Raw genomic sequence first — 11862 nt, 5'->3', positions numbered from 1 at the left:
GGCGTGGTGCGGATCCCCGTGCGGATGGCGGCGGTGATGGTCGTTCCATGAGCAGATCGGCGCACTCCCCCGGGCCAGCAATGAACCGGAACTTCTGCTCTGCTGGGTAACCGACGGGTACTGCAGGAGCTCGGCGGCGGGCCGCGGCGCCGCTTGCTCATGGTCGATGACGAGCCTGCCTTCGAGCTCAGCTTCTACTGCGGAACGTGCCCGCTCCTGTTCCGCCGGCTGGAGACCGCCCGGGAGAAGCTGTCGCTGGAGCGCATGCAGGAACGGCTCACCGGAGCGCTGGCCGAACCGAACGACGGAGGCGTGATCGAGGCGTTCGGTGTATTGCTGCCGGAGGGCGAGTATCTTCCGCTGCTCCTGGACGTGGAACCCCGGCTGGTAATCCCCGGTAAGGAGGGCGACTACTTCAGCGGCGAACAGGTAACGACGTGGGGAATCGACCAGTTCTGGGGCCTCCCCGAGTACCCCCACACCCCGTACTACCGGACCTTCGAGACCGCGGTCGATGAGGACGCCCACCTCTACGATTTCGTCGTTCCCATGGTTCCCCCGACGTGGAACGAGCGGGAGCGCGTCGAGGAGTACGTCGCGCTCATGGAGCGGGAAACGGTCCCTACGGCGGTGGCGATCTCCACACTGGACGTGTGCCAGCCCTCCATCGACCGAGCAGACGACTACTTCGCGCACTGGGGCCTGACCCACTTCCACCTCGACGGCCACCACAAACTGGAAGCCGCTGCCACCGCCGGCCGACCGGTGCGGCTCCTCTCGCTGCTGACCTTGGGCGAGAGCCTGGCCGGAGCCGAAGAGGCCGCCCGGCTACCTGCCTTGCGCGCCCGACCCCGCTCGGCCCGAGCAACCAGATAAGCGGCCCTATGGATCCTGCCTGCGCCAAACCGGGACCCAGGATCCCAGGCGCAGACGTCGAGCAACAGCCGGTCCAGCGGGCCGCCCACCAGGCTCCACATGGCTGTGACCCGGCTTCCGCACCAGGTCCGGCTCATCCGGGTCCGGCCCGTACACACAGCGGCCCAACCACGAAGCATGCGCGAGAGCGGACCGCTCTTCGTAACCCACCATTCGGCTGGAATCTCCCCGGCGTTCGGACGTGTGCGCGCATCATCGGGCCGGCGCTCTGTGAAGCTGGGCGGGTCTGGCGGCCGTGGGGAGCCGCAGTGGTTCCACGCCGCCGCTGCCCCGAAACGGAAGGTCAGCTGCGCCCATGCTCATCAACCAGCTCGCCCTCGTATCCGAGACCAAGATCAACAAGATCAACCCCTCGCAGATCACCCGGGTCGCCGCCGCGCTCCAGAAACAGGCGACTCGTGACTTCGCACCGCTGTGGCAAGTGAACGCGACGGTGGACGCCTTCGACAGGCTGGAGGACGTTCCCGTCGGGTACTGGCCGCTGATCGTGGTTGACGACGTTCCCGACGCGGCGGGGTACCACACGGACGAGAACGGCCAGCCCTTCTCCCTGATCGAGTTCAGCGACAGCTGATCGCTGACCGCGAGCCACGAGATGCTGGAGATGCTGGCCGACCCGTTCGGGAACCGCCTGGTGTCCGGCAAGTCTCCCCACCCCGAGCAAGGACAGGCCCGGTTCCTCGTCGAGGTCGCCGACCCCTCGGAGGCCGAGGAGTTCGGCTACACCGTCAACGGGCTGCTCGTCTCCGACTTCTTCCTCCCGCGCTTCTATGATCCGGTCACCGTCCCAGGCACGCGCTACAGCTTCGGCGGCCACATCACGGCGCCCCGGACGATCCTGCGCGGCGGATACATCAGCTGGGAGGACACGGCCACCGGCGACTGGTGGCAGCAGACCTGGTTCGAGGGCAAGCAGCCGACGTTCCACAGACTCGGCAAACTGTCGGGCAGCGGCAGCATCCGCGAGGCCATCGACGCCCAGACCAAGACCGTCAGCCGCCTGGCCGCCAGCGGCCCCTCCTCCAAGCCCTACCTGGCCGCGCGGACCCTCACAGCGCGCGTCAAGGACTCCACCGGCGCCCAGGCCGACAAATGGCGCGCCGAGATCGAGCGGTTGAAGGGGGCCAACCCAGCGGCTAAGGCTTTCAAGACCAAGGCCAAGGGGAAGAAGGCGAAGTGAGGAGGACGATCGTTCCCGGACGACCCTCGTCCCACCTGCCGGGGAGGCTGTCGTGAGCGAGGACGCCCAGCAACGCAAGGAGCGCGCGGACCGCCTGCGCAACAGGATCGAGCGGCCCGAGACCGAGCCCGAGTCTCCGGAGCAGGAGAGCCTGAAGGAACGCGTCGAGCGCCGCATGCGAGAGCTCGACGAAGCCACTCGCGATCGCCGGAATCACCAGGACGAAGGCAGCCAGGAAAACGGGCACCAAGACGGCGAACCCTGAGAGCGCCGGGCCGTGCCCGGTGGGCAACTGGTGCCGGCCGGACGTACAGGCACGCCTTGAAGCCGGGTTTCCTCGTGTCGTGGCCCTGCCGGTCAGGGGCCGGCTGCCTCCTTCACCAGGGCCACCGCCAGTCCGATCGCGGCGTCCAGGGCACCGGCCCGGGCTTCGCACCGGGGAGGAGTACGAGCTCGTCGAGCCGCACGAGCTCGACGAGATCGCGCCGGGCCTGTCGCAGACGATCGAAATCACCGGGTTCGTGGGCCTGGACACCGTCGACTGGCAGCCGGAGGAGTACCACGACGTGTACCAGGAGTAGGTCGCCGCTTTGATCAAGGCCAAGTGAGTGCCCCATTCACCGACCGGACCAGCAGCGGGCGTCCCCCACAGCGGGTCCGACCGTGGTGCTGGAATCCGTCCGGACGCGGTTCGTCAGCCGGATGCGTGCAGGTGTGCGGTGTCGTTGAGGGCGGCCAGGAACCAGCGCGTGTTGCCGTAGCTGTCCTGGTGTCGTTCGAAGCGGGTGAGGCCCGCGTGAGAGGTTCCGAAGCCGATAGCCGGGCTCTGGCTCAGCGGGATGCCGAGGAGGAGATGACAGGCCGCGTGGAGGGTTTCGCCGTGTGCGGCCAGCAGGACGTGCCGTCCGTCGGCGTGTTCGAGGAGGCCAGTGAGGTGGCGGGTGGCTCGGGTGAGGTAGCTGTTCCAGGGTTCGGCGCCGGGGGCGTACGGGCGGTCCGGGTGGGTCTGCGGGGGTCCGCGAAAGGCTGCTTCGATCTCGCGCCAGAGCATGCCGTCCGCTTGGCCGTGGCGGGGGCCGTCGAGGCCGGGGTCGGTGATGAGGGGGACAGCGAGGGCTGATGCGAGGATCCGGCCGCTCTCCTGCAGGCGGCGGCGGGGGCCCGCGTAGACGGCATCGATGCGGTCCTCGGAGTCCTGCGCGCTGGCAAGTCGGGCGGCCAGGCGTTCGATCTGGTGCCGGCCGAGATCGGTGAGTCCGGTGCAGGTCTTCGGTCCGCCGACCCGGCCCTCGACGTTGCACCGGGCTTGGCCGTGGCGGGCGATGACCAGGCGCATGGTGACGGTCATGGCCGGTGTACGGTCACAGGCTTGCTGCGAGCTTGTCGGCCGTGCGGAGGGTGAGCGCGGCGAGGGTGAGGGTGGGGTTGGCGGTGCTCGCGGTGGGGAAGACGGAGTTGCCGACGATCCAGAGGCTGGGGTGGGCGTGGGAGCGGCCGTCGGCGTCGACGACGGAGGTGGCGCGGTCGCTGCCCATGCGGGTGGTGCCCATGGGGTGTCCGGCGCCGTTGTACTTCAGCGTCGGCTGGAGCGGCTCGACTTCCTCGGCGCCGGCAGTGTGTTCCAGGTGCTCCCAGATGCGGCGTGCGACGGAGTGTCCGTAGGCCAGGGCGCGCTTGGAGTAGTCGTCGATCTTGAAGGCGATCTTGGGGCGCGGGACGTCCAGCCCGTCGCGCTGGTCGGAGAGGGTGACGCGGTTGGCGGGGTCGGGGAGCTGCTCGGTGGAGTAGCCGATCCGCATCATGCGGGTGACGCGCCCGGCGAGCTTGTGCTGCAGGTCGTCGCCGTAGTGCTTGAGCCGCTTGGCGACCGGGTTCCACATGAGCTTGTCGAGGGCGGCGCCGGGGGATTCGAAGCGGCCCCAGCCGTCGTTGCCGATGGTCATGCGGAACGCGCCGGTGGTGCGCCGCCAGTCGCCGTCACGGAAGGTCTCGATGCTCAGGGTCGACTGAGGGCCGCGGAAGGGGAAGACGGGCTGGCCGAAGAGGCCGACGACCTCCTCGGCGAGGTGGTCCATGAGGTTGCGGCCGACCTGGTCGCTGCGGTTGTCCAGACCGGAGATCAGCCACAGCTTCGGCGTCTCGATCGCGTTCAGGGCAAGGACGACGTGGGTGCCATTGACCTGCTCCTCGGGGCGATCGGCGGCGGTCCAGTCGCGGAAGACCACCGTGGGCGATGCCGTGCCGGCCCTGGGGGCGAGGCGGGTGACGGTGCAGCCGGTGCGCACCTCGACGCCGAGCTCGTCACGGGCCCGCCGCACGTGGACGGAGGCGTCGTACTTGGCGCCGGAGGGGCAGACCGGGATGCAGCTGGAGTTGCCCTGGCAGGCGGGCCGGCCCTGGTAGGCACGGGAGTTGCGGGCCTGCGGGGTGGTGACGACGGTCAGCGGCACCCGGTCGATCTCCGTGAGGGAGGCCAGGGCGGTGCGCACGAGCTCGTCGCCGTAGCTGGCCACGATGCCGGGCATCGGGAAGTCGGTGCTGCGCGGTGTGGCGGTCTCCCATTCGGCGCGGTTGCCGGAGACGCCGAGTTCGTTCTCGGCCTGCGCGTAGAACGGTTCGAGGTCGGCGTAGGTCAGGGGCCAGTCCACCGCGACGCCGAAGCGGGTCTTCATCCCGAAGTCGCTGGGCAGGAAGCGGGGGCAGTTGCCGCGCCAGGCCCAGGTGCTGCCGCCGAGCATGCGCTGGAAGCCGCTCTTGTACAGGTCGGGGCCGGTCTCGACGTAGTAGCGGTTCATCTCGACCGGGTCGCCGACGCCGTCCGAGGATGGGGCGTAGCCGTCCTTGTTGTTGCCCAGGCCGGCGTACGGCGAGGGCACGCTCTTGGAGGCGGAGAGCTGATAGGCATCGACGAACGCGGCGCGCTGGGCGTCGTCGATGCTGTTGTCGCCAGCGTCGATGAGCAGGACGCGGGCCTGGGGCTTGGATTCCTTGATCCGGCAGGCGCACAGGGCTCCTGCCACGCCGGCACCGATGATGACGACGTCGTAGGCAGTGTCCATGGGGGTGTCCCTCGTCCTAGGGGTGCTGGGCCCAGTAGCCGTACCCGCCGGGCACCGGCGCGGCGGAAAGCGGGTGCGCCTTGATGACGTTCCAGACCAGTCCTTCGCGGTAGCGGGCGGGCGACTCCGGTCCGGCCTGGGTGTTGTCGGGGCGGGTGAACTGGGCGGTGTACCAGATGGCGAGGGTCTCGCGGGCGATGCGGGCGAGGGCGGGGTCGGCGTTGACCGCGGCGAACAGCGCCGCCCCCGGATCGGGCTGGCCGCAGACGCTGCGGTAGGTGTCGATCAGACGGGCGAGCGCCGGCGCGTAGTGGGCCTCGAGGCGTGTGCGGTGCGCGTCAGCGGTGGCCTGATCCAGCGGTGATGCGCCGGTCAGGAGCTCGGACAGGGCGCGGAAGTCCGCGGCGGGGGTCATGGCGCTCCTCGCTCAGTTCTCGACGAAGACGAGGTCCTCGGGCGGATGGGTCATCCGCACCTTGCTGCCGATGACCTCCACGATGGCGTCGAGGCCAGTGGTGGAGTGGCCCGTGGAGATGATCCAGAACTGGTCCGCGGCCTGGTCGAGGAAGGCGGGGAAGCCGGTCAGGTCCGGGTTGTCGGGGTCACCCAGGTAGAGGTAGTCCACCAGCCGCCTGAACAACTTCGGCAGGATCACCACGTCGGCCTGGAGGGAGGTGATCCCGGTGACGGTCGCGCCGTCGCGTGTGTCGTCGTCCTTCCACAGGCCCTTGTCGTCCGCCTGCGCCTGGCGCACCGCGGCGGTCAACTCCTCGCGCAGGTCGGGGAAGAGGTTGGTGTAGTACGTCGGGTAGGCCAGGCCCTCTTTGAGGATGTGGTGGTTGAACGTGGTGGCGAGGAGCGCCGCGTCGACGTTGATCTGCGTGCCACTTGTCCCAGGAGGCGTGCCCTTGCCTGCGAGGGAGATGCAGCGCCTGTCGCGGCCCGCGCCGCGGGTAAGGATCCAACCGGGCCGGGTCGTGGGAGTGGCCGCGGTGACGGTCTCGTCCGGCAAGCGGTCGACGCTGGTGAAGCCGAGCCAGGTCGTCAGCTCATCCCGGGCAGCACGGCCGTGGAGCCACGGCTGGTGGACCTCGGGGTTGCCGTTGCGCGAGTAGTGGGTCTCCAGCGTGTCGATGGCGTCCAGCCGCAGCTTGGCCTTCCCGGAGGTGTTGTGCTCGACCTTGTGAGGGCCGGGGACGAGGTCCCACTCCTCCTTCTTGTCCGGCTTGAAGTGGATGGTGTCCCCGTCCGGCCGACCATTGATGAGGTGGTACGAACCCTTGATCAGCAACATAGGCATGACGACGCAGCTCCCTCGGCAGGCACGAGCACCGAACAGATCCTCACTCAGCGTTACAGAGTAGGGGGGGTTGGTGCACACAGGGTGAAACCACGCGTGGTGTTCGCTCGTTAAGCCCTTCCAGGGCTGGCAAGACACGGCGTCTTCACCCTCGCCACCGCCGCCCTAGTCCTCGGCCCGGGCCCCCTGCGCGCCGAACCCGCCCGACGCACCGCCACCTACGCCCTACTCGCCGGACTGGCCGCCCTCGCCGTTGACGTCTACCTGTACTGAGCACGCTGGCGCTCGCCGCCCCCTAGCCGCCGCAGCTCGACGGGACCGCCGCCACCCCAAACAGCCCCCCGCTCTCGCCGCTGCAGTTGGCGCGGCGCTTACCCCTGAGGCCGCCCGCAGCATTAGTTCAGAGAAGTCACGAGGCCGAACGAGATGGCCCCGCTCCAGATCGGACGCATCGGTTCCTCCAGCAGGTGCGGCCCCCGCACCTCCAGCCTCCCACCACCTGGCCCGCGGACGCCGGCCAGCAGCGTCGCCGACGGCCCCCTGTGCTGCAGGGCGGAAGATCGCCACCTCGTCCGGGCGACCCGTAGAGGTGGGACCGCATATGGACACCGCTTCCTGGGGGCAGGCGGGGTGCTTAACCGATCTTGTTCAGGAATCGCTCGACTCGAGAGCAGACGTGTCGGTGCCCTCGATGTCGTCGGCGAGGCCAAGCCACGGGGCATCCAGCCGGAACTGGCCTGAGGCGCCCATGGTGCCGGGCATCCGCAGCGAGGCTGCCCTTGCCCCGGCGGGAATGATGATCTTGTCGTGGGTGAGCGGCCACGCGACGACGTCGGCCCGGTCGAACTCCGGATGCACCTCCGTCCCGCCGGTCGGGGTGGGGAAGTCGGTATGGCGGCGACGCCAGTTGACCACCGCCGCCCGCCCCACCTTTCTTCGCCGCGCCCAACACCGCCCGGGCCCCCGCCTCCCCCACACGCGCCCCATCCCCGTTGGCGAGGCGCTGGGCACGGCGGTGGGCGAGTTCCTGCGGACCTACCTCGCCGGCGGACACTCTCGCCCCGATGCGGCCCGATGATGACCTGTCCCGCCCGCTGGCCGCGACCCGCTCGGCCCTACGCCGGCTGGCCCGCCGCCACCAGGCGATGGACGAGGAGATCACCGGGCTGGACACCGAGCTCGCACCCCCCTGGGCGAGCGGGCCGCTCCCGCGCTGCTGGAACTCTTCGGCGTCGGCCCCGAGACCGCCGGCCAGCTGCTGGCCTCGGCCGGGGACAACCCCGAACGCATGCGTTCGGAAGCCGCGTTCGCCCACCTGTCCGAGGTCGCCCCCATCCCGGCGTCCTCCGGCCGCACCCACCGCCATCGCCTCAACCGCGGCGGCGACAGGTCCGCGAACAATGCCCTGCACGCCATCGTCCTGGTCCGCATGCGCTTCGACGAACGCACCCGCACTTACGTCGAACGCCGCACCAAGGTAAGGACTCTCGAAGAAGGACATCATGCGCTGCCTCAAGCGATGCGTCGCTCGTGAGGTCTACCGCGTCCTGACCTGCGCACCCACGGAACCAATCACCCGAACCGACTTCGCTCCAGCTGCTTGACAGCTATAGAGGCTCCCCTCGCCGGCACCGGGCCAGCCGAGGCGGTACTCGCCCACCTGTGGACGAGTACCGCGCCGGACCCGTCACCCCTCTGCCCCACAACCGCGCCCGGCCAGCGACCGGTCCCCAACCAGGACGGCTCAATGGGCCCGGTCGCGCTCGGCCGGACAAGCGCGCGGGCGGGCACGGTGCGTCATCGAAGGTCAGGAGACACGCTTGAGCGTCCAGGCGTTGTTGTTGAAACCGGAGTTCGGGAAGGCGACGCAGGCGCTGCTGTAGTACGAGGCGGTCTGGACCCAGCCGACGGGGTAGTAGGTGGAGCCGCAGGCCTGGACGACGGTGCCCACTGGCAGGCCGGTGAGCTGCTTGATCTGCTTGATGTTCGGGGCGAAGTTCTGGGTGCCGCAGCTCGGGCTGTTACCCCAGTTGACGTCGACGTAGCCGACGGGTGTGGCGGTGCTCGCGCAGGTCGTGGTCACGTCTCCCGGGGCGGCCTGGGCGGGAGCAGCGGTGAGCGCGAACATCGCCGCGGCACCGGCGAGGGCCATGGTGGTGGTACGCAGACGGTCCACAGTGGTCTCCTTGGATCGGAAAATATGCCAGTCGGCAACTCCAGCCATTCCTACGGCTTGACCGAGGTCCACGACAGCAGGTTTCCGGCCCGGAAGATCACGCCACAATCAGGCGAAGGCGTACCCATCGAGGAACGGAGGGCGGAGAGCCGACGGCCGCAGTCATCGACTCACAACCCCTGCGGGCCCCTCGAAGAACGCCCGGACATGTGGCCCCAGAGTGAGCCGGCCGATGGCGGGGATCTGGCAACCGGACAACACCCAGACACCAGACACACCCGACGGACACCGCACCCCGCTGTCCAGCGACAACGCATACCGATGACACCGAACACACCGCATCAGAATGTCACCTTGATTTCCACCTGGGCACGCCAGCGAGGAGGGCGCCGGTACCAGCTTCGGGCATGTCACCGGGAACGTCGCGGTTCACAGCACCGACGCCACCGCGCACCCAGAGAGAGGAACAACAGCCTCAACCCAGCTGACACTCAACCGCTGCCACCAGCCGACCCATTCACAGCCGTGGAGGAGCCTTTGCTGACTTCCACCTGCACCGGCCGGTCCTCGGAGGGCCGGGCTGACGGAACGGGCGCGGCCGCCGGGGTGCTTACGGCGTAAGCACCCCGCGTTGGAGTCTGACGGCGTGCCGTTGTCTGCGACGCTCAGTGTCCCGTCTCACTGAATCTTGACCGTTCTCACTGAACTTTGACTGGTCCCACTGCTGCGTAGCGCACCGCCAGCAGTCCGGAAGCCGACTCGTCGGCGCATCATCGTTTCGCTCGGTCCGTTCGCTTGCCGCAATACACAGTCGCTGATCGCTGCCGTCCAGCCTGCGCCGTTGAAGAGCAGCAGCTGAAACACGTTCGGGAGACGAAAGCTGACCCGGTCTGCGGGACGGGTCATAGTTCAGTGAGAACGGTCAAGGTTCAGTGAGACGGGACGCTCGCCGTGTGAAGCCAGCGAGATGGGCGGCCTGCCTCGCCGGACCACTTCCCGGCTGCTCCGTCCGGTCAGCAGTTGATCGTGACCCACTTATGCGCCGGGTCGGTGTGGGTGGGGCCGTCGCTGACGCTCGACAGGATGTCGAGTTCGGCGCCGGTGGGCGGGGCGATCAGCCGGAACGTCAGCCAGACATCACCGGTGGAGTCAGCGGTGCCGGACGCTCCCGAGGTGTAGCCCTTGTGGCCGGGGATCCAGTAGTCGGTCCAGACCCGCTGCCCCGCGAAGCGGGGGGCGTCAAAGGGGTCGTGCGAGAGGTGCACGGTCACGTCCTCCGCGCGAACCCAGGCCGGCCGTCCGCCGATGCTGCGGACGATGGTGGTGCACTGCTGGAAGACGGTGGTGGAGGAGTAGCTGCCCCAGTCCACGGCCGCGCTCGTATTGGCCAGCGTGCAGTGGAGCAGGGCTTGCGGCAGCGTGTTGTTGTAGTAGGTACCGTCCGTCCAGACAACCTCGTAGCTGAGGTTCAGCGTCGAGTCCGCGGGCGGGTTGTCCACGGTGTAGTTGAAGGTGACGTTTCCCCTGACCGGGTCGAACTGACCGAACAGGGTGCCGTATTTGCTGGTGCCGGGAATGGTGTAGACGGCGATGATCTTGGAGTTGGCCGGGTCGTGCCCGAAGGCTTCCAGGTTCAGGGTGACCCGGTCCACGGGTACGGTGGTGGTCGTGGTGCCGCTCCGGACGGTGTCCGTACCGCAGTGCTGGTCCAGGGTGGCCGCCACCGGCCCGTCCAGGCCGGCGAAGGCGGGCGACGCTCCGGCGGCGGTCAGGCCGATGAGTACGGCAAGACTTGCGATCAGTGCTCTCCAGGTTCTCCAAGTCATCACGGGTACTCCCCCAGGTGGTCGGTGCCGATGGTGCTCTCCCCTTGCGGCGGCGGAGACGCCCGGCACGGCGCACGCGGTTCCGGTGCAGTCCCAGAGGAAGAACCAAGTGCGGGTGTCCGCAACGCGCTTGGTATGTGACAGCGATGTACGGAACATGTCACAGGGCTCGTATTGCCAGGTGCCGTTGCTTCCCCCCTAGCCCCGTCGGTGGGATGTTTACGGGCGGGAGCGGCCCGCAGCAGGCCGCGGGGAGGGATGGAGTGGACATCTTGACACGTCAGCGACACCGCAACGGCAGCGGAAGAACCGGCGAAAGGGCTGGGGGAAGCGGCGGGACCGGCGTAAACGGCACGACGCGGCGCCGCTGGGCGGTGGTGACCGCCGCGGCGACGGCCATGGCCGTACCCGTGACCCTCGGAGCCGCGGGCGACGCGGGGGCGGCGGTCGACCATTCGATCGTCTTCGCCCGCTACACCGCGGCAGCGCCCACGGAAGACCTCCACGCGATCTCCCCCAGTGGCGGCACGACCGTCAAAATCACCCACACCTCCACCGTCAGTGAAGTGATGCCCAGTTGGTCCCCGGACGGCAAGCGGGTGGCCTTCGTCCGCTACGGATCCGGTGGCGCCATCGACGGCATCTGGACGATGAACACCACGGGCAGCAGCCTGAAGGCCGTCCCCGGCACCAAGGGCGCCTCCGACCCGGCATGGTCCCCGGACGGCAAGCGGATCGCCTACGCCAAGCCGGTCGGCACCCAGCGCGAGATCTATGTGGCCGACATCGACGGCACACCCGCCACCCGACTCACCCACACCGCCGCTGACGACCTCCACCCGACGTGGTCCCCGGACGGCAAGTACCTCGCGTTCAACCGCGCAGACGCGGGCGGACACAGCAGAGTGATGAAGATCCGGCTGTCCACCCTGGCCCAGACGGCAGTCACCGGGCCCAGCTCCCACGACTGGACGCCGGACTGGTCGCACGGCGACCGGATCGCCTTCAGCCGCGTGGACTCCTCCGGCTTCGCCCACCTCTACCTCGTCCGCCCGGACGGCACCGGACTCCACAGCATCACCGGGGCGCTCTTCAACGACAAGAACCCCTCCTGGTCCCCGGACGGCAGCAGACTGGTCTTCACCAGGGGCGGTACCGACGACACCGACCCCGAACACCTCTACCTGGTACGGGCAGACGGCACCGCACTGACCCAGCTCACCAAGGCCGACTCCCATGACGTGGAGGCTGACTGGCGCCCGTGAAACGCTAGTTCCGTACTTCGCGGGTGGTGGTGGTTTGTAGATTTTGACCGCATTGCGTAGGTGTCTGGCCCTGCGGTTATCGGCGGCTGTCTCGTTTGCGCTCGCTGTGCCGCAGTGCGC

General features: G+C 68.7%; 14 protein-coding genes. 7 read left to right on the top strand and 7 right to left on the bottom strand.

The features are described from left to right. Positions 1 to 159: 159 nt before the first annotated feature. The 5 genes from ACIBAD_RS31335 (at position 160) to ACIBAD_RS31315 (ending at position 2697) form a co-directional block, all read left to right on the top strand. Positions 160 to 876 (top strand): hypothetical protein, encoded by a 717-nt coding sequence (locus tag ACIBAD_RS31335; RefSeq protein WP_398910035.1) that lies wholly within the window; start codon positions 160 to 162, stop codon positions 874 to 876. 355 nt (positions 877 to 1231) lie between these two features. Then, the gene (locus ACIBAD_RS31330; protein WP_398910033.1) at positions 1232 to 1510 is read left to right on the top strand and encodes a hypothetical protein; all 279 of its coding nucleotides are present in this window, start codon (positions 1232 to 1234) and stop codon (positions 1508 to 1510) included. 21 nt (positions 1511 to 1531) lie between these two features. After that, the gene (locus ACIBAD_RS31325; RefSeq protein WP_398910031.1) at positions 1532 to 2116 is read left to right on the top strand and encodes a hypothetical protein; all 585 of its coding nucleotides are present in this window, start codon (positions 1532 to 1534) and stop codon (positions 2114 to 2116) included. 52 nt (positions 2117 to 2168) lie between these two features. Continuing rightward, positions 2169 to 2381: a hypothetical protein gene (locus ACIBAD_RS31320; RefSeq protein ID WP_134068545.1), complete on the top strand. Its 213-nt coding sequence runs from the start codon at positions 2169 to 2171 to the stop codon at positions 2379 to 2381. A 79-nt stretch (positions 2382 to 2460) separates the two neighbouring features. Further along, positions 2461 to 2697: a hypothetical protein gene (locus ACIBAD_RS31315; protein ID WP_134068546.1), complete on the top strand. Its 237-nt coding sequence runs from the start codon at positions 2461 to 2463 to the stop codon at positions 2695 to 2697. 113 nt (positions 2698 to 2810) lie between these two features. Here the strand turns inward: ACIBAD_RS31315 and ACIBAD_RS31310 are convergent, their stop codons facing one another. The 5 genes from ACIBAD_RS31310 to ACIBAD_RS31290 form a co-directional block, all read right to left on the bottom strand. Further along, positions 2811 to 3464: a histidine phosphatase family protein gene (locus ACIBAD_RS31310; protein ID WP_134068547.1), complete on the bottom strand. Its 654-nt coding sequence runs from the start codon at positions 3462 to 3464 to the stop codon at positions 2811 to 2813. A 13-nt stretch (positions 3465 to 3477) separates the two neighbouring features. Further along, entirely contained in the window at positions 3478 to 5175 is a 1698-nt protein-coding gene (locus ACIBAD_RS31305; protein WP_398910029.1) for a GMC family oxidoreductase, read from the bottom strand. 16 nt (positions 5176 to 5191) lie between these two features. Beyond that, the gene (locus ACIBAD_RS31300) at positions 5192 to 5590 is read right to left on the bottom strand and encodes a sugar dehydrogenase complex small subunit (RefSeq protein ID WP_134068549.1); all 399 of its coding nucleotides are present in this window, start codon (positions 5588 to 5590) and stop codon (positions 5192 to 5194) included. A 12-nt stretch (positions 5591 to 5602) separates the two neighbouring features. Further along, the gene (locus tag ACIBAD_RS31295; RefSeq protein ID WP_134068550.1) at positions 5603 to 6475 is read right to left on the bottom strand and encodes a thermonuclease family protein; all 873 of its coding nucleotides are present in this window, start codon (positions 6473 to 6475) and stop codon (positions 5603 to 5605) included. Positions 6476 to 7123: 648 nt separating this feature from the next. Further along, positions 7124 to 7390, bottom strand: a complete 267-nt coding sequence (locus ACIBAD_RS31290; protein ID WP_398910026.1) for a hypothetical protein — start codon at positions 7388 to 7390, stop codon at positions 7124 to 7126. A 274-nt stretch (positions 7391 to 7664) separates the two neighbouring features. Here ACIBAD_RS31290 and ACIBAD_RS31285 point away from each other — a divergent pair, with 274 nt between their 5' ends. Next, positions 7665 to 8009, top strand: a complete 345-nt coding sequence (locus tag ACIBAD_RS31285) for an IS110 family transposase (protein ID WP_398910142.1) — start codon at positions 7665 to 7667, stop codon at positions 8007 to 8009. Positions 8010 to 8282: 273 nt separating this feature from the next. Here ACIBAD_RS31285 and ACIBAD_RS31280 read toward each other — a convergent pair whose 3' ends face one another. Both ACIBAD_RS31280 and ACIBAD_RS31275 read right to left on the bottom strand, forming a co-directional pair. Then, positions 8283 to 8651 (bottom strand): hypothetical protein, encoded by a 369-nt coding sequence (locus tag ACIBAD_RS31280; protein WP_134068552.1) that lies wholly within the window; start codon positions 8649 to 8651, stop codon positions 8283 to 8285. 1013 nt (positions 8652 to 9664) lie between these two features. Beyond that, positions 9665 to 10477, bottom strand: a complete 813-nt coding sequence (locus ACIBAD_RS31275) for a hypothetical protein (protein WP_398910024.1) — start codon at positions 10475 to 10477, stop codon at positions 9665 to 9667. A 272-nt stretch (positions 10478 to 10749) separates the two neighbouring features. On the opposite strand from ACIBAD_RS31275, the gene ACIBAD_RS31270 reads away from it, so the two are divergent. After that, positions 10750 to 11742 carry a hypothetical protein gene (locus ACIBAD_RS31270; protein WP_398910022.1) on the top strand — a complete coding sequence of 331 codons (993 nt, stop codon included), beginning with the start codon at positions 10750 to 10752 and terminating at the stop codon, positions 11740 to 11742. Positions 11743 to 11862: the final 120 nt, after the last annotated feature.

This window comes from Streptomyces sp. NPDC051109, from assembly GCF_044455885.1.
Lineage (GTDB): Bacteria > Actinomycetota > Actinomycetes > Streptomycetales > Streptomycetaceae > Streptomyces.
This window is presented reverse-complemented; position numbering and strand designations above follow the sequence as displayed.